Raw genomic sequence first — 16,950 nt, 5'->3', positions numbered from 1 at the left:
AGTGTAATCGTTCTTACGTAGCCCCCTAATTGGGAGCATTGTAGACAACAAAATGCGTTGCCTGGGTTCATATCGAACCAGCTGTCAATAATGACAGGCCCGCGCATTATACGTATTTACAGACTTAATGCAAGTGAACCGACTCGATAATAACCAGTATTTCAGGCAAAGTGCTACTGCTGGTCGATTTCAGCCATTGCCTGCTTTACCCTCGCCTTTAAGTCGGCGTTTGCGCCAGGTTCTTGCGCCTCATCTGACGGCCTGGTGCTGGTGCCGTCATCGGCTGCATCCTCTATATCAATTTCTGGCAGCGGCCTCTTCTTATAGATGAAGTGCTCATCAGACAGATGGTAGCTTTCTGCGACATGTTTCGACTCTACCGCTGCGTGTCGGATGTATAGGCTATGTACATAAAATCCAATTATTAAAAAGGCAACGGCATACACCAGCCAACCAATTGCCATCCCTGAACTACGCCATAAGGTGAATGGCATATTCGGCTGGTCAAAGCGCTCATATGCGGCCAAAACCTCTTTCCTTTCCATATTCATGGCTTTCCTCTGTCCTGTAAAAGTCCGGGACTTTCGTCCAGCGCCTGCCATAGACGGATAAGCGACAACCGTCCTGCAATGCCGTCGACCTGAATGTTATTTTGTTTTTGAAACTGGCGGATTTTTTCAGTTAGTAAAGGGCTCCACTCTCCCGTACCTTCTGATTCGACATTCAACACACGGCTGAGCATGGTATCAAGCCAAAGAATATCATCCGGTTCACTGTGCTTAGTAATGGCCAGGTTGCCTTCAGGCGAAGGTTTCCACATCAACCTGTAATTACCGTCCCATACGCTGGTAAACCACGCTTTATCGATGATCCACGTTTTTACACCGGACAGTGCGGTTAGCGTCTTATCGCCTGCGCCAATGATTACCACCGGCACACGGGCATTATTAATGTTTAGCGTAGCAATCCACGGAAGCCCCTGTGCCTGAAGCGATACCAGCGTATCTGAGCCGGACAAACAAACCATTCCAGCCCTGAAAGCCTGGTCGCACCACGCATCTTCTTTGTCAACTTCATATCCCCAGACGCTATAAAGCAGGGCGAGAGAATCATTGGCAGACATAGTTTCGGAAGTTAATTCGGGAGATGCGTGCACAGGAGCCTGTAATGCGGTGGATAACAGATTCGCCGACATTAACCAACGTGAGAGTGGCTGATTGAACGTCCAGCCGCCTCCCGCAAATAATGCAGCCACCATTATTAGCGCAATACTGGTGACAACCTTTCGCCCCGGAGCAGGCAAACGACGTAATACATCGCGTTGCCTGGCCAGGTTGATAGCAACTTCCTGCCCGCCTTCTTCCGGGCTATTACTACTACATTGTAAATAATGCCCTGCTCGCGCTACCAGCTGTAAATCCCCCCGACACCGTTTCATAATGCGATGAATAAATCGATCCGGAAGTGAGTCCGCAGCATCTTGCTTAAGGGCTGCATAGAAAGCGATGACTGTACGACAGTCATGATGATCAGGCGCGGGTATATTGAGCCACAGCGGATGCATCTGGCGTAGCTGACGCTGTTGACGTCGATTGAAGTTGCCGGTTAGCAACAACCGTGCTTTCGGCATTATTGCGAGAAACGTCTTAACGATAGAAACAATTTCTTTTATTAATGTGTCGGCATCCTCAAGGATAAATAAAGGCATAGCGCCTTGCGTATCACCCATTGCGCGCAACATGCTGCGCCAGAGCGCCTCAAAAGACCAGGACTGTCCGATAAAGTTGTCGGAATGTTGAGTATCGGCGGTAATGATCCCCTCCCATTGATAGCCTCTTCTTTGCACCGGGCTTATCATCACGACCCGGTGTGACCAGGCATCCAGGACGCCGCGGGCAACTCTACTTTTTCCCGTACCTTTATCGCCCTGTAAAACCAGCCACTGCTCTTGTAGTAATGCGGAAACAATATTATCCCGCAACAGGTAATGGCGGGCAGTATAAAAATTATTGAACTCATCCATGAATAGTCGTATTTTCCCAAGATGTTATTTCATTCCTGAAGCAGGAAAACATTTTATCAAAACTCTTGTCGCTTGACAGCAACCAATTATACTATTGCCAACAGCAACAAGAAATAGATTCATTGTTCAGCCGCATGCAATTATAAAATTATGATAACCAATTTACGCATATTAAAAGGCGCATCACCTTGCTGGATGATATATCCGATTATTATATTGACCAGCATTATAATATCATTTGTTTGCATTCATTCAGGATATAACAAGTGGAAGGTGGGTGCATCACTACAGAAAAAAGACAATTATATTCATAGGATAGATAATCTGGATACAAAAAATAAATGGCATCTATCAACCACGCCACTCACTCAGCCTGGCATGCCTGTATCGTCGGCAGAAAAAGTTGATATACTGCCCACTATTACTGTTAGCGGAATTATTAATAGTTCAGATAAATTAACGTCGCGTGCCATTTTGTTGGAGGGTGAAGATCAGAATGTCTATGCCATTAATGATGTTCTAAAATCTGCTGCCAATACGCGCATTACTGATATTACTAAAAATGAGGTCACTCTGAAGTCGGGCGCGCAGACGCACCGCCTTTCGCTGCTGGCCGAACTGCCCTCCGGAGCAGCAGCACCCGAAGATGCGCATCATACGGCAGTATTATCCGACTTTATTGAAACCAAACCGGTAAGAGGTAATAATGTTTTACATGGATTACGTATTTTCCCACGCCAGCAGGCTGAACGTTTTACTGGCTCTTCTCTTGAACCTGGAGATATGGCAATTAGGTTAAATAATATCTCGCTGACCCAGCAGGATAACATCATTAAAGCGCAAGAGGCGCTTAGACATCTTCAGATAGCTCAGTTCACCGTATTACGCAATTCATCACCGCGATTAATTAACATCTCAGTTCAGCAATTCCAGGGAAAAAAGGAAGATTAAATGGGATGCACCACGCTACATCGGCAGTTGAAAGGTTTGTCATTTTTATTTTTATTGGCCGCGCCCTGTAGGCCCGTACTTGCGGCTAACTATACCGCTAACTTTAACAATGCAGATATTCAGAGTTTTGTGAGTATTGTCGCGCAAAACACCGGTAAAACTATTTTGATAGATCCTGACGTCAAAGCGTCAATTTCTGTCAGAAGTACAGATACCTTCAACGAAGATGAATACTATCAGTTTTTCCTGAGCGTCCTCGATCTCTATGGTTTCTCAATAGTTACACTTGATAATGGATTATTGAAAGTTGTTCGTTCAGAAAAGATTAAAACGCTGCCTGGAAAAGTCTCAACTGGAACACAGCCCGCTAAAGGCGAAGAGTTAGTCACGCATATCGTCTCGCTGGAAAATGTGCCCGCCCGGGTATTATCCCCGTTGCTTCGACAGATGCTTGATGGTGAAAGCGTGGGTAACGTTGCCCATTATGAACCTTCAAATGCGCTGATTATTACAGGTAAAGCGTCGACGGTTAATCGTCTGCTGGAGGTCGTCAAGCGCGTAGATGTTATGGGGGATGCCGCAGAACAGATTTTCACACTGAAGTATGCTTCAGCAACCGATCTGGCCGAGGTTCTTAACAATCTCTCACGCGAAAATGGTAAAGAAGCAAAGCCTGCCACGTTACAAGCCACAGTCATTGCTGATAAACGCAGTAATGCACTTATCGTCAGCGGTTCTGAACAAGCGCGGGCACGGATGGCACGCCTTATCTCCCGCCTTGATACGCAGGAACAAGGCCAGGGTAATACGCGTGTCTGGTATTTGAAGTATGCAAAAGCGGACAAACTGGTTGATGTACTCACCGGCGTCACGCAAAAAATGAAAGATGATAAAAACAATAATTCGAAATCGTCTGTCAGCGGTAACAATAACGACATTTCGATTACGGCGGATGAGCAGACTAACTCTCTGGTGGTGACCGCAGATCAGGGCATTCTTCAACAACTGGGAGATGTGATTGCAAAGCTGGATATCCGCCGCGCACAAGTGCTGGTTGAGGCCATCATTGTTGAAGTTCAGGACGGTAAAGGGATCAACCTTGGGGTCCAGTGGATAAATAAAAATGTGGGTATGCAGCAGTTTACCAAGACTAATCTCCCCATCTTTAACGCTGCTCAGGGAATCGATGAGTTCAAAAAACAGGGTGGTATGACCAGCGATAATCCTGCTTATAACCTGTTTAGCAATTTTAACGGCATGGCGGCTGGTTTCTTCAACGGCGACTGGGGAATGTTACTGACAGCGCTGAGCAGTAACAGTAAAAACGATATTCTTTCAACTCCCAGCATCGTCACGCTCGACAATAAAGAAGCCTCTTTTAATGCTGGCCAGGATGTCCCTGTCCTCAGCGGTTCACAAACGACCTCAGGTGATAATATTTACAACACCGTTGAGCGAAAAACCGTGGGTACCAAGCTTAAAGTCACACCTCAAATCAATGAAGGTGATTCAGTATTAATGGAAATTGAGCAGGAAGTTTCCAGCGTCGACTCTACGGCAACCTCCTCTTCACTCGGCCCAACCTTCAATACCAGAACGATTCAAAATGCGGTGCTGGTGAAAAGTGGCGAAACAGTTGTGCTGGGCGGATTGATGGATGATGCCAGCAAGCAAGAAGTGTCGAAAGTGCCAATTCTGGGCGATATCCCTCTGATTGGACAGTTATTCCGTTACACCTCGAACGAAAAAAGTAAACGTAACCTGATGGTTTTCATCCGTCCCACGATTATTCGTGACGATGACGTTTACCGCTCGTTGTCGCGAGATAAATATACCGGCTTTAAAGCGATGCAGGAAGAGAGAGCCCAGAAGCAAAATAGTACGCTTCTTAATGTTGAGAGCATTGAGCAGCTCAATGACAGCGGGTTTAAGGAAAAAAATACTACATCAGCTCATCCGGTGGCTAAAAACCCCTTCACCAGTGGAGGGAAAAAATGACCTCATTTACATGGAAAAAAGCCCAACGTTATGGAGTTGTCATACATCAGGGAGAGCTTATTTACACTGAAAACACGTCGATTGAGCACATGCTGGAAGTTGCCGCTGCAGCGAATGATTGCCATCGATTTAGCCGTCTTCCTTCTCAACAATTTGAGGAAAAACTGGAGCAGATATATCAACAACACAGCGGTAGCGCCCAGCTGATTGCTGAGGACATCGATAAATTCGACGATCTCAATATACTTTCCGAAGAGATCCAAACGAATGAAGACCTTCTCAATGAACAGTCTGAAGCCCCTGTCATCAGACTGATTAATGCCGTTCTCAGCGAGGCTATCAAAGAACATGCCTCAGACATTCATATCGAAGTTTTTGAAAAAACGATGGGCATTCGCTTTCGGGTGGACGGTGTGCTCCGTCCGGTCGTGCAGCCAAATAAGAAGCTAGCAACATTGCTTATCTCACGAATAAAAGTGATGGCAAGGCTGGATATTGCCGAAAAAAGGCTGCCGCAGGATGGTCGCATTACGCTAAAAATAGGTCAGCGAAATGTCGATGTCCGCGTTTCTACGCTTCCTTCACAGCATGGTGAACGTGTCGTGTTACGTTTACTCGACAAAACCAGTCTGCGCCTGTCGCTGGAAAGACTGGATATGTCAGTGGAAGATACGCAGGCGCTGAAAGATCTGATTGCCCTTCCCCACGGCATTATTCTGGTTACCGGTCCCACGGGCTCGGGTAAAAGTACCACTCTTTACGCCATTCTTTCTGCACTAAACAGTCCTGAACGCAACGTCCTGACAGTTGAAGATCCTATTGAGTATGAGCTGGAAGGCATCGGACAGACACAGGTCAACAGCCGGGTAGATATGTCCTTTGCCCGCGGGCTGCGCGCCATTTTACGTCAGGATCCTGACGTGGTGATGGTAGGTGAGATACGTGATGCTGAAACAGCTCAAATTGCCGTTCAGGCCTCGTTAACCGGACATCTGGTTCTTTCAACCTTGCATACAAACAGTGCCAGTGGCGCAATAACGCGGCTGCGGGATATGAGTATTGAATCGTTCCTGCTCTCATCATCGCTAGTGGGCGTCATCGCTCAGCGCCTGATAAGACGGTTATGCGATCGGTGCAAGGTGCCCTATCCCGTTACCCATCAACAACAGCAACTATTGCTTGCTCAGGGGATAAACGCGTCCCAGCTCTGGCAAGCAGAAGGCTGCCCAATATGCAGACAGAGCGGGTATCAGGGGCGCCTGGCGATCCATGAACTTCTCAGGGTCACGCCGGAACTGCGCGAGGCTATTCATACAGAAGTTAATGAGCAGCAACTGGAGCAAATCCAGCGTCGTCATCACCGCAGCCTGCTGGCTAATGGCCTTCGGGCGGCGGCAGAAGGGATGACGTCGCTGGAGGAAGTACTACGAGTCACATCGGAAGGGCAAGCAGCCACGGAGAAATCTGCATGAAATTTAGCTGGTCGGCCATCGATGCAAAAGGAAATCGTCATACCGGCGTTAGCGATGCAACGAGTGAACGAGAGGTGGTCGCGCAGTTACGACGTCAGGCGCTGCTACCCGAAACTATAAAATCTCAGCGGGCCAGGCCAGCACTAAATCCCTTCCCTAAACGGATAAGCCACAGTGAACTGACGCTTTTTACACGTCAGCTCGCAACACTTATCGCCGCGGCGTTGCCGCTGGATGAAGCGCTCGCTGTCGTTCAGCAGCAAAAAGAAAACAAGAGTCTGGCCGAAGTCATCAATGCCCTTCGTCTGGCGATCCTCGAAGGACAATCACTTTCTACAGCAATGCAGAGCCACCCTCGCCTGTTTGATACGGTCTTTTGCACGCTAGTAAAAGCAGGTGAAACCGTTGGCCAGCTCGGTGCGGTTCTGGAAAAGCTGGCGGATTACAATGAAGCACGGCAGCGAATGCGCAGTAAACTTACCCAGGCTTTGATTTACCCTTCTCTGCTCACGACAGTCGCTATTTTGGTGGTTGTTATTTTGCTTACGACGGTGGTTCCCAAAGTTGCAGCGCAGTTTATCCATCTCAAACACGAACTTCCGCTTACCACCCGGACCCTGCTCGCCATTAGCCATTTTTTGTCCGTCTATGGGCCGTGGGTCCTGCTTGCTCTTATTTGCGCCGGGGCCGGGTTTTCTTTCTGGATTAGGCAAAAAGGAAACCGGCATCGTTTTCACCGCTGGCTCATTCAGTTCCGATTAACTGCCCCACTGGTATGCGCGGTTAATAGCGCCCGCTATTTACGCGCCCTGAGCATTCTCAACGGCAGCGGCGTTCCTCTCTTGCAGGGAATGTCGCTTTCCGCTGAAGGGGTGAGTAATCAGGAAATACGCCAGCGGCTAAGTGAAGCGGCTGAAAGCGTTCGCCAGGGAAATAGTGTTAACCAGTCGCTGGAAAGAACAAACATTTTTCCCACCATGATGATCTACATGATCGCTTCAGGTGAGAAAAGCGGTCAGCTTGGAGAGCTTATGCAAAGGGCAACGGAAAATCAGGAAGTTCAACTACAAAATCGTATTACTTTGACGCTGGCCATTTTTGAACCGGCATTAATTGTCGTAATGGCCATGATCGTGTTGTTCATCGTCGTATCGGTTATGCAACCTATTTTACAACTCAACTCTTTAATGAACTAAGGACGGTTTATGAATCTGCGCACACAAGTAACAGAACGTGGTTTTACGCTGATGGAATTGATGGTGGTGATAGTCATCCTCGGGGTGCTCGCCAGTCTGGTCGTACCTAATCTCATGGGTAATAAAGATCGTGCAGATAAGCAAAAAGCAGTGAGTGATATCCTGGCGCTCGAAAATGCTCTGGACATGTACAAGCTGGACAATCACCGTTATCCCACTACCGAACAAGGTCTTGAAGCGCTCATCACAGCGCCAGAACTGTCACCTCGTGCCGAAAACTACAATCCTGACGGCTATATTCGACGTCTGCCAGACGATCCGTGGGGTAACGGCTATATCCTGATAAGTCCGGGAGAGCATATGGTGATTGATATCAGTTCCGCAGGCCCCGATGGCGAGCCGGGCACAGCAGATGATATCAATAATTGGGATAACAACAAAAAACCACGCTAACTATGACTCATCAGAAAGGATTCACACTGCTGGAAGTGCTGCTGGTGATCGTCATTATTGCCGTTTCAGCGGCAGGCATTGTGACCATGCAAAGCGAGCGACTGGGGCCGTCAGGAAAGCTGCGCCAGCAGGTTGAAATATTCAGTCAAACGGTCGAGTTTGCCGCAGATTTGGCTCTGCTGGAAAAGCATGTCGTCGGCTTACAGTTGACGACTGACGGTTGGCTATTTTATCAGCCGATCCGGGATCCTGCTCATGGATGGCAATGGGAAGAAATGGCCAATAGCGATAACCTGCCCCTGACAGGACAGTGGGGAGCATCCCTAAAACCCGACGTAGCCCCACCACCTGAGCGTGCGAAACCACAAATTATTATTCTACCGGATGGTTATGTCACGCCATTTGCATTGGGATTCAGCCATCAAAATGGCGGAGCGATGTTATCTTTACGCTGTAACGGCTCATTGCCACTGGATATCCGTCTTCCGGAGGAGCCTCAATGAAGCAACAAAGCGGCATGCTCCTTCTTGAGGTTCTTCTGGCAATGGCGATCTTTGCAACAGCCGTCGCAGGGCTGACCGGCAGTATGCAGTGGCAACTGACGGCCCTTGACACCCTCAAAGCTGAAACCCTGGCATTATGGGTTGCTGACAATACGCTAGCCAGTACGCTTACTGATGCAACCGCTACGGGCAAAGGACAGTCCTCTCAGCTTAATGAGACCTTCGTCTGGCAGCTCTCTTCAGAGCCTCGAAATCAGCGCGCCATAATACAAAAAAAGGTCAGCGTTACCTCATTGAGTGGGCGAAATCTGAGCCTCTACGCCTGGACGCCGGACAGTCAAACGACAGAGGCCAAACATGAGTAAGCTGTCACGGGGCTTTACGCTGCTGGAAGTCATGCTGTCTATCGCTATCTTCTCCACGCTTATTTTTTTGGCTACGCTCATTTTTTCACAGGCGACAGAACAGCATCAGCGTGCAAAGCAGACTGCCGATGATTTTGATGCCGTTCAGCATACAATGCTAATGCTGGAAAATGATTTAATGCAGTATGTCCCGCGGAAAAACCGTCAAACCGCTCAGTCATTTTCAGGTGAAAAAGACGGTGTGATCTTTACAACCCAGGTACGAGATCCTGCCCTTCCCTTCAGAGCCGCGTTTGTGATGGCAACGGTTCACTGGTATGTCAAAGACGGGCGCTTATTTCGCGCAACAAGACGCGTTCCTGACGGCAAGGAGGAGAACAGACCGCAGGTTTTTCTGCATAATGTGGCTCATTTCACAGCAACGATGGTACCGTCTGAAAATAACAGCGCTTACGCAATTGCTACCATTAGTCTTGAGCATGAAAACAAGGAGCAGCTTACCCGACGTTTCATTTTGCCCGGCGGATCCATGCAAGAACAGGCGATCGCTCAGGAGTCAGGAGCAGCAAAATGAGCGTACAAAAAGGATCGGCTTTATTGGTGGTTCTGATGATCCTCGCCCTGATGGCCGCTCTGGCGACAGATATGACCATCAGCTTTCAAACTCAGCTTCAGCGTAGCCGTCGTATCAATGACAGCCTGCAGGCTAAATATGCCTTGCTCTATGCTGAAGCGCAAGCTGCCGCCAGCCTCCAGAGCGCAGCAGAAGTTTCGCCGTCAACATCACAAGAGACGCTTACTGAATCGGAAGAAGTTGATGAAAACACTAAGGTAAGCTGGAAAACAGAAGATCGGCAAAATTGTTTTAATTTAAATTCCTTAAAAGATATGCCGATCGGCATTCTGGAGGATGTTCCCTATAAAATTGGCGTCTTTGAAGCCTTACTGGAAAAACGCGGGGTTGAAAAATACCGTGTGGAGGAAATTGGCCAGTCGATAGCAGATTATATTGATAACGATACCTCCCCGCGCATAAAAGGCGCAGAAGATGATTATTATCAGCACCGACCCAAAAAATATCTCACGGCTGGGCAAAATATCTTTTTGCCTGCAGAAATACGCGACGTCAAAGGAATGACTGAAGATATCTATCAAAAGCTATCGCCTTTTATCTGCGCTACGTTTAGCAATGAACTCGCTATCAATATTAATACGCTTACTGAACAGCAGGCTTCTTTGCTGGCAGCACTCTTCCTTAATAATATTAGTGAGTTAGATGCGGCAGCACTAATAAGAAAACGTCCTGATAACGGCTGGAAAACGGTAGATGCTTTTCTTTACCAGGCTCAGCGCGACTTTACTGCTACTAAACCACTGGTGGATTCGCTAAAAAAACAGCTAACCACTCGCAGTAGCTATTTTCTGATTACGTCTACGGTTCACCAGGGTGAACTGACCTTAGGTATGCGCACTTTTCTTTTATATGACGAAAAAAATAAAACCACCAAAATTTATTTACGACAGCTTACGGATGGCAGTAGTGAAGACTAAAAAAGTTACGGATATCTCGTCAAAACTGTTGATTCGCCTTCCAGCCGAACGGCGAACGCAGATGGAATGGGCGCAATGCAGTGAAAGTGATTGCGGAGACATTCAGCATCTGCCGATTGAGCATTTAGCGCAACTTGCCGCACTTCCGGCAGCAAAATGCACTCACGTGCTCGTACCCGCCCACAAGGCAATAAGCAGGGTCCTGGTGATCCCTGACGAGCAATATGAACTTACGGAACAAAAGCTTCAATGGCTTGCTGACGCCACCCTGGATGAAGGAATGCCCGCCTTACACTGGACTATCTTTTCTCGTCAGGAGACGCGTATCTCGGTCGTTGGTATAGATGCCGACTGGCTTGAGTCCCAGCTGCGTTCCCTTGCAGATGCAGGGTTAACCGTTAGGTTTGTTACATTCGACGCCTTTTGTTTACCGACTACGTTAAACGGCTGGACGATCTTTAAGGACACGACTGGATGGCTACTTAACACTCAGGATAGCGGCATTTCCTCAATGACGCAGGCATTCCTTTCGCATCTGCTGATCCACTTCCATCCCGGGCAGCTTACCCATTATGGAGCGCTACCTGAACCCTGTACCTCGGGAAACATGAAAGAGGAGTGCCCTATTATGGCGCTGTATCCCGGTAGCGTGCCTCCCAATCTGCTGCATGGCAAAATGCGTACACGCCTGCCGCCCTCAGCGTCAATCGTCAATCTGAAGCGGGCAGCGGGCCTCAGTATTGCTCTCACTGCGGGGATCGCACTATGTACTCAGGGCGTAATCTATTGGCATTCTTATAATATGCAACAACAACTTAGCCAGGAACTGACCCACCAGTGGCAACGCTATATTCCTGAAAACCGACACCGCAGTAATTTGAAAACTTACCTGCCAAAGCAGCTATCGCAGCTTGCTCCGGCTCCGGCCTTGCTTCTGCCACGCCTTAAATCTCGTCTGGCCTCTTTTCCAGGGCTGGCGCTGGAAGGTGTGAACTATAACCCGGTGGGTAAATCGCTGCAGCTTTTCCTCTACGCCAGCGATGAAAGTCAGATTCAGGCTTTCATAAAAGAAAAGATCTACGGCCTTTCATTAAAGGTCGATAAACATGAACAGGGATTGTGGACGCTACGAAATGATTGAACGTATCCGGATGTGGTTTGAGCAAAAAAATCCTCGTGAACAGCGAGCCGTTGTCGCGTTATTTATGAGCTGTCTGGCGACTTTTTTCTGGTTTGGGTTATACCGGCCAGCAGAGCAGGCTATTGATTCCGTACAATCCCGCTGCAATAAATTGCAGCTGGACCTTCAGTGGCTTGATCAACAAGCCCTGGCGGCGGGAGGAATTGCGCTGCACACGCCAGCGCAGTCACCAGAAGCGCTGGTCAAAAACACCCTAAAAAAAGCGGGCTTTACCGCAACGGTAAACCAACAAGACGGCGACAAACTCAGCATTACCTCATCCGCGATTAAAATTGACGACTTTGTCCGCTGGCTTACGCTACTACAGCAAGGCTCCGGCCTGCGCATTGTGGCACTCGAGTTTCATGCCAGTAAGCAGGATACTGACAGCATTACCCTGACCCGGTTGATCATTGAGGCAAAAAAGCATGGATAGCGGTGGAATAATACTGTTTCTGTTTATCGGACTGGTGGCTGGAAACATGATCGGAACCATCGCCTGGCGTCTGCCATTAACGATTTTACAGTCGATACCGGCTGATCAAACCTCACCATGTCTTCACCTTTGGCTGCCAGGATCGCGCTGCTGCAAATGTGAAACGCCGCTGGCATGGTATGACAATATACCGCTATTCAGCTGGTTGTATCTGCAGGGCAAATGCCGCCATTGTGGGTACCCTGTCTGCTGGCATTATCTGCTACTCGAAGTAATATGCATAGCGATGGCCGTTTTGTGCTATGCGTTACATCCTCAGACAATTCTGCTGGCGCTGGCTCTCTTCCTGTATTTCTGGTTTGCTCTGACGCTAAGTACGATTGACATAAAACACTATCTTTTACCCGACAAACTGACGCTTCCTTTGCTGTGGCTGGGGCTATTATTTAATACCTTTACGGGTATGATTCGCTGTGAAGACGCTATCGCTGGTGCTGCAGCAGGATACATCATCCTGTGGTTGATCTACTGGGTAATCAGGCTGATATGGCATAAAGAAGGGCTGGGTTACGGAGATTTTAAAATGCTGGCGGCAGTCGGGGCCTGGAGCGGCTGGCAAAGCTTGCCGATAATCCTTTATATCGCCTCAATTGCAGGCGTTGTCTACGGTCTCTTACTGTGGTTTAAAGAGGGGCGGCGCGGAGCACCGATACCCTTTGGGCCTGCACTGGCATTGAGCGGTTGGGGTTATTTCTGCTGGATCAGCCTGTAAGAGATCAGGAAGGAACAGCGCCTTCCTGATATCGCCAGCTACTTCTCTTCGCGGATTTGCGCCTGCAAATAATTTTGAATACCCATTTTATTAATGAGATCCAACTCGGTTTCCAGCCAGTCGATGTGCCCTTCTTCATCAGCCAGAATTTCAATCATCATGTCACGGCTGACATAATCAAATACGCTGTCGGCGTAAGCGATAGCCTCACGCAGATCTTTGGCACCCTCCAGTTCTAACCGGAGATCGGAACGCAGCATCTCTTCAACATCTTCACCGATACCCAGCCTGCCAAGATCCTGAAGATTGGGGATACCTTCCAGAAAAAGAATACGCTCAATATATTTATCAGCGTGCTTCATCTCGTCAATGGACTCATGGTACTCCACGTCATTCAGACGCTTCAGACCCCAGTTTTTGAACATTCTTGCATGGAGAAAATACTGATTAATTGCGACAAGCTCATTTCCCAATAACTTATTGAGATAATTAATTATCTTAACATCACCTTTCATTATATAGTCCCTCCGCTTCCACACTTAGAGCGTAGATCGGACTCGCGGGATGTCAAAGAAAAGAGTGTGACTCAGGCGATCTCTTTATATTCTGGCATCTGCATTAACTCTTCCTGCATAACTTCCCGCGCAGCGCGAATACATTTACCACATTGATTTCCAACAGGAATAAATTTACGCAACTGCTGAAAAGACTGCGGATGAAACTGGCGTACTGCCTGGCGAATTTTTTTATCACTGATGCCGTTACATAAACAGATGTACATATGCACTCCCGAACCGTGGACGCAACAATGATAAATGATTACTATTCTCAATACAATCGGGATCTAACAAAACCTGACTCAGAACAATGCATTTCTACTTCTTTAAAAAAGCATTGACTAAAACCCTCCCATAACAGTAAAGACAGATTTTTGGGTCAACCGGATTTGGCTATGCCAACGCCAGCATTAAGCTCCCGTTATTATTTTTTCAAGATCCAGAGAGTTACACTACTTAAGTAAAAAGGCCTGAGCAGAATATATTTCCTGGCTCAGGCCCTAATATTAATTAAACCAATATATTACATTTATTTTAGCATATCTTTAGTTACTAATACCTTAGCAAGGGTAGCCGGATTAGGCGCAACACGCTCAACCACTACAGTTTCGCCAGCCGATATAGCACGTTCATCTGATTTAACCGTAGTAATGCCATCTTTCGTTGATTTAGAAGAGTAATAGCATTTGCCGTTATCACAGCTAAATACATAGTTGCCATTTTTCTCATCGCCCATGACTTTAATGACATAGGCACTGTCGGATCCAGCGGCGACTTTATCAGCAGCAAAATCAACATAAACCATCGGAACGCCGTTTTCTTTCTTCACTGATACAGACTTAACATCACTACTACTGACCAGCGGATTAATGCCATTGAGCATATCGTTTGTAACAGTCAGCGTTGACAGGACCTTAGCATCAGGCTGGGTACGTTTAACCGTAACAACAGACCCTGCATGTAAAAGGTTGTTCATACCACCCGTTCTAAGCGTTGATTGAGCGCCGTAATTATAACGATAGCTGTAGTAATTTTTATTTCCTTCTGTAGAAAAAATATACTTTCCATCGACTTCAACTCTGTAATTATTAGAGCCGGTCAGCTTGCTGGCATCAAAATTAACGTTGATTCGCTGTGAGCCATCAAAAACATCGATATAAACGGCTTTAACATCACCGGCTAAATCGCCTGCAGTTCCTTGATCGTCTGCGGTTCCCTGATCGTCTGGGGTTCCTTGACCGTCTGGGGTTCCCTGATCGTCTGGGGTTCCTTGACCGTCTGGGGTTCCTTGATCGTCTGCGGTTCCTTGACCGTCTGGGGTTCCTTGATCGTCTGCGGTTCCTTCACTTTTAGTAAACGGTGCAAAAACGTCACTAAATGCATACTGCGACGCCTGCTGTGCGGTTAAGCCACTGTGCTCAGGCGAAACCTGCTTAGCCACGCCCGGCTGATCGCGCATCATTGACCAGATGCCAATCATGCCCATGTTGCGGTCTGTCGCATCCTGCATCACCAGTTTTGCATCAGACATATAGAACGCTTCACCCTGAACATCGTTATAGCCGATCATTGGGGTAGTCCCCATCATCGCATCGATTTCAGCATCACTCTTATCGGTAAAAATCTGCTTCATCTGACTGTGCAAGTTTTCAATTGCAGAAGTTGCACACTTGCCGTGGATATTTTGTCCTTCAGTACCGGCTGACTGACAAATGCTATTGCCGTAGTCCATGGTCATTACGTTCACACCTGACAACTCTACGCCTTTAGCTTTGGCATCTTGCAGTACGTAAATACCTTCTGGGGTCAGACCAGTCGGCAGAATCGGTAGGGTATACCAGATACCTACTTTACGTCCTTCTTGATTCCATTTGTCCTGAACAACTTTGACCGCTTCGTTACGACGGTTAATGGATTCGTGATCCGCAACCCATGTCCCTTCAATATCGAAGTCCAGAACGTTGAGATTCAGATTATCTACAATATCGTAATAATGCTGTTGCAGATCGTCGATATTCTTACAGGAAGCCGCCAGCGGTGAGTTATTAGCGCCGCCAATGGAAACCATGACATCGCCGCCAGCTTCACGCAGTGCTTTGATTTTGCTGTACTGTGCATAGTCGTTAATATTATACGCAGTGCCCCACGTCGGCAGACAGGTCTGTGCGTCTTTACTCACGATAAAAGCCATCGTGTAATGATTTACGTTGTGATTCTGCGCCAGGCTAACCATATCGGGCTGAGAGTTCAGCGTAAAGTCGACATATGGCGCATAAACATGGGCAGGCCACGGCGATTTTGGTGTACCTACTTTTTCTTTGGTTCCGGTCCAGTCAATAAATACACGCCACGGATTTTTATCAGTCGGAGAAACTTTCTGTACTTTAGTTTCTGACACGTAGTTTTTTCCGTTATAACGAATCAAGCTACCGCTTTCATATGTTGTTGAGCCGTTATATGCCGGTGCCTTACTCAATTGGTCCTGAGAATAAGAGACAACAGCACCCAGTACTTTCCATGGGCGACCGTTAGAACCCGTTGGGTTTTGGTTCGCCGCCAGTGATGGGTCGTCTCCAATAGTATAGAAATAAGCTTCATATTCCTGGCCGTTTTTCTGAACGCGATCGCCTTTATTATAAACAGTAGAGGATGACCATTGTGGAATTTCAGCATAAAGCATCCACGGATTACTTTGCCCTGGAGCAAAACCATATGCGCTCTGGGCAGCGGTTGTCTTATATGTTGCATTATTATAAGTTACAACATCGCCAGCTTTATACGCCGTGTCGTTATTATATGCCGGATAAGCTACCGTGCCGCCGCTGGTTTCACAGCTCGTCGGATTACCATATTTATTCATTTCATCGGCAGTAGCTGCGCGCTCATAACGCCACGGGTTATTTGCCTGATCGTCTGCTACATTTCCCGGACAATTAGATGCGCCAACCCACCATGCATTGTTATAAACACCACCGTCGAAAATAACTTCGTAAGTGCTACCGCCTTCCTGACCATTCCATGCTTCGAGAGCAAATGCAGGCAGGGCAGCACAGGTCAGACCCATACAAAATAAAGCTTTTGTTGCTAAGTTTAGTTTCATTTAAACATTCCTGTTGTTAAAAATCCGTTCTTTTATTACATGACCATGTAACAGGAGATAAAGTATTAAAAATAACAATTCTTTTCAATTTTTATAAATGAAACTACGTGCAATTAAGAAATAAACACGATCATCCTACCAGTTAATAACATTTTATATTGTTGTGATTTAAAATAATTTTTTTGTTTTTAAAATAAAAAAAACCCCGAAATACATTCGGGGTTTTTAAGTTTAATAAGTTAATTAAACTTATTAATTAGCTCAGTACTTTAGCAACAACGCCCGCACCAACGGTACGGCCGCCTTCACGGATTGCGAAACGCAGACCGTCGTCCATCGCGATCGGGTGGATCAGGGTAACAACCATTTTGATGTTGTCGCCCGGCATTACCA

General features: G+C 47.3%; 17 protein-coding genes and 1 pseudogene. 12 read left to right on the top strand and 6 right to left on the bottom strand.

The annotated features are described in order from the left end of the window. Positions 1-173 precede the first annotated feature (173 nt). A complete protein-coding gene (locus AC791_RS06360; RefSeq protein ID WP_049839663.1) occupies positions 174-551 on the bottom strand; it encodes a hypothetical protein in 378 nt (125 codons plus the stop codon). After that, the gene (locus AC791_RS20180) at positions 548-2,023 is read right to left on the bottom strand and encodes a peptidoglycan-binding domain-containing protein (RefSeq protein ID WP_049839662.1); all 1,476 of its coding nucleotides are present in this window, start codon (positions 2,021-2,023) and stop codon (positions 548-550) included. Before AC791_RS20180 ends, AC791_RS06360 begins: the two co-directional genes overlap by 4 nt. A 150-nt stretch (positions 2,024-2,173) precedes the next feature. Here AC791_RS20180 and gspC point away from each other — a divergent pair, with 150 nt between their 5' ends. From gspC to AC791_RS20910, 12 genes are read left to right on the top strand one after another with little or no spacing between them, the layout of a single operon-like run. After that, positions 2,174-2,974 carry a type II secretion system protein GspC gene (gene gspC, locus AC791_RS06350; RefSeq protein WP_148677774.1) on the top strand — a complete coding sequence of 267 codons (801 nt, stop codon included), beginning with the start codon at positions 2,174-2,176 and terminating at the stop codon, positions 2,972-2,974. 27 nt (positions 2,975-3,001) lie between these two features. Then, positions 3,002-4,972 (top strand): type II secretion system secretin GspD, encoded by a 1,971-nt coding sequence (gene gspD / locus AC791_RS06345; protein WP_228136887.1) that lies wholly within the window; start codon positions 3,002-3,004, stop codon positions 4,970-4,972. After that, positions 4,969-6,444 (top strand): type II secretion system ATPase GspE, encoded by a 1,476-nt coding sequence (gene gspE, locus AC791_RS06340; protein WP_049839659.1) that lies wholly within the window; start codon positions 4,969-4,971, stop codon positions 6,442-6,444. The genes gspD and gspE overlap by 4 nt, the downstream gene beginning before the upstream one ends. Beyond that, a complete protein-coding gene (gene gspF / locus AC791_RS06335) occupies positions 6,441-7,640 on the top strand; it encodes a type II secretion system inner membrane protein GspF (RefSeq protein WP_049839658.1) in 1,200 nt (399 codons plus the stop codon). The genes gspE and gspF overlap by 4 nt, the downstream gene beginning before the upstream one ends. A 9-nt stretch (positions 7,641-7,649) precedes the next feature. Then, complete coding sequence (gene gspG / locus AC791_RS06330; protein WP_049839657.1) at positions 7,650-8,093, top strand: type II secretion system major pseudopilin GspG; 444 nt, start codon at positions 7,650-7,652, stop codon at positions 8,091-8,093. Positions 8,094-8,095: 2 nt separating this feature from the next. After that, positions 8,096-8,596: a type II secretion system minor pseudopilin GspH gene (gspH, locus tag AC791_RS06325; RefSeq protein ID WP_049839656.1), complete on the top strand. Its 501-nt coding sequence runs from the start codon at positions 8,096-8,098 to the stop codon at positions 8,594-8,596. After that, positions 8,593-8,961 (top strand): type II secretion system minor pseudopilin GspI, encoded by a 369-nt coding sequence (gene gspI / locus AC791_RS06320; RefSeq protein ID WP_049839655.1) that lies wholly within the window; start codon positions 8,593-8,595, stop codon positions 8,959-8,961. Before gspH ends, gspI begins: the two co-directional genes overlap by 4 nt. Then, the gene (locus tag AC791_RS06315; protein ID WP_049839654.1) at positions 8,954-9,535 is read left to right on the top strand and encodes a PulJ/GspJ family protein; all 582 of its coding nucleotides are present in this window, start codon (positions 8,954-8,956) and stop codon (positions 9,533-9,535) included. The genes gspI and AC791_RS06315 overlap by 8 nt, the downstream gene beginning before the upstream one ends. Beyond that, positions 9,532-10,512 (top strand): type II secretion system minor pseudopilin GspK, encoded by a 981-nt coding sequence (gene gspK, locus AC791_RS06310; protein WP_049839653.1) that lies wholly within the window; start codon positions 9,532-9,534, stop codon positions 10,510-10,512. Before AC791_RS06315 ends, gspK begins: the two co-directional genes overlap by 4 nt. Beyond that, complete coding sequence (gspL, locus tag AC791_RS06305; RefSeq protein WP_049839652.1) at positions 10,502-11,653, top strand: type II secretion system protein GspL; 1,152 nt, start codon at positions 10,502-10,504, stop codon at positions 11,651-11,653. The genes gspK and gspL overlap by 11 nt, the downstream gene beginning before the upstream one ends. Continuing rightward, positions 11,646-12,128 carry a type II secretion system protein GspM gene (gene gspM / locus AC791_RS06300; protein WP_049839651.1) on the top strand — a complete coding sequence of 161 codons (483 nt, stop codon included), beginning with the start codon at positions 11,646-11,648 and terminating at the stop codon, positions 12,126-12,128. The genes gspL and gspM overlap by 8 nt, the downstream gene beginning before the upstream one ends. After that, a complete protein-coding gene (locus AC791_RS20910) occupies positions 12,121-12,900 on the top strand; it encodes a prepilin peptidase (protein ID WP_049839650.1) in 780 nt (259 codons plus the stop codon). The genes gspM and AC791_RS20910 overlap by 8 nt, the downstream gene beginning before the upstream one ends. Before the next feature lie 38 nt (positions 12,901-12,938). On the opposite strand, the gene bfr is transcribed toward AC791_RS20910, so the two are convergent. The 4 genes and pseudogenes from bfr to tuf form a co-directional block, all read right to left on the bottom strand. Then, positions 12,939-13,415, bottom strand: a complete 477-nt coding sequence (gene bfr / locus AC791_RS06290; protein WP_049839649.1) for a bacterioferritin — start codon at positions 13,413-13,415, stop codon at positions 12,939-12,941. A 71-nt stretch (positions 13,416-13,486) separates the two neighbouring features. Then, positions 13,487-13,681, bottom strand: coding sequence for a bacterioferritin-associated ferredoxin (gene bfd, locus AC791_RS06285; protein ID WP_049839648.1), 195 nt, complete (start codon positions 13,679-13,681; stop codon positions 13,487-13,489). Between the two features lie 305 nt (positions 13,682-13,986). Then, positions 13,987-16,557, bottom strand: coding sequence for a carbohydrate-binding protein (locus AC791_RS06280; RefSeq protein ID WP_049839647.1), 2,571 nt, complete (start codon positions 16,555-16,557; stop codon positions 13,987-13,989). A gap of 256 nt (positions 16,558-16,813) precedes the next feature. Continuing rightward, positions 16,814-16,950, bottom strand: a pseudogene (gene tuf, locus AC791_RS19630) (elongation factor Tu); the annotation flags it as partial.

The sequence above is a fragment of the Klebsiella sp. RIT-PI-d genome, assembly GCF_001187865.1.
GTDB lineage: Bacteria > Pseudomonadota > Gammaproteobacteria > Enterobacterales > Enterobacteriaceae > Superficieibacter.
The sequence above is the reverse complement of the archived record's forward strand: the minus strand, read 5'-3'. Positions and strand labels throughout refer to the sequence as shown.

What these genes read in the sequence shown, in the direction of transcription:
- AC791_RS06360 (WP_049839663.1), bottom strand. Translation starts at nt 551, where the DNA reads ATGAATATGGAAAGGAAAGAGGTTTTGGCCGCATATGAGCGCTTTGAC.
- AC791_RS20180 (WP_049839662.1), bottom strand. Translation starts at nt 2,023, where the DNA reads ATGGATGAGTTCAATAATTTTTATACTGCCCGCCATTACCTGTTGCGG.
- gspC (WP_148677774.1), top strand. Translation starts at nt 2,174, where the DNA reads ATGATAACCAATTTACGCATATTAAAAGGCGCATCACCTTGCTGGATG.
- gspE (WP_049839659.1), top strand. Translation starts at nt 4,969, where the DNA reads ATGACCTCATTTACATGGAAAAAAGCCCAACGTTATGGAGTTGTCATA.
- gspF (WP_049839658.1), top strand. Translation starts at nt 6,441, where the DNA reads ATGAAATTTAGCTGGTCGGCCATCGATGCAAAAGGAAATCGTCATACC.
- gspG (WP_049839657.1), top strand. Translation starts at nt 7,650, where the DNA reads ATGAATCTGCGCACACAAGTAACAGAACGTGGTTTTACGCTGATGGAA.
- gspH (WP_049839656.1), top strand. Translation starts at nt 8,096, where the DNA reads ATGACTCATCAGAAAGGATTCACACTGCTGGAAGTGCTGCTGGTGATC.
- gspI (WP_049839655.1), top strand. Translation starts at nt 8,593, where the DNA reads ATGAAGCAACAAAGCGGCATGCTCCTTCTTGAGGTTCTTCTGGCAATG.
- AC791_RS06315 (WP_049839654.1), top strand. Translation starts at nt 8,954, where the DNA reads ATGAGTAAGCTGTCACGGGGCTTTACGCTGCTGGAAGTCATGCTGTCT.
- gspK (WP_049839653.1), top strand. Translation starts at nt 9,532, where the DNA reads ATGAGCGTACAAAAAGGATCGGCTTTATTGGTGGTTCTGATGATCCTC.
- gspM (WP_049839651.1), top strand. Translation starts at nt 11,646, where the DNA reads ATGATTGAACGTATCCGGATGTGGTTTGAGCAAAAAAATCCTCGTGAA.
- AC791_RS20910 (WP_049839650.1), top strand. Translation starts at nt 12,121, where the DNA reads ATGGATAGCGGTGGAATAATACTGTTTCTGTTTATCGGACTGGTGGCT.
- bfr (WP_049839649.1), bottom strand. Translation starts at nt 13,415, where the DNA reads ATGAAAGGTGATGTTAAGATAATTAATTATCTCAATAAGTTATTGGGA.
- bfd (WP_049839648.1), bottom strand. Translation starts at nt 13,681, where the DNA reads ATGTACATCTGTTTATGTAACGGCATCAGTGATAAAAAAATTCGCCAG.
- AC791_RS06280 (WP_049839647.1), bottom strand. Translation starts at nt 16,557, where the DNA reads ATGAAACTAAACTTAGCAACAAAAGCTTTATTTTGTATGGGTCTGACC.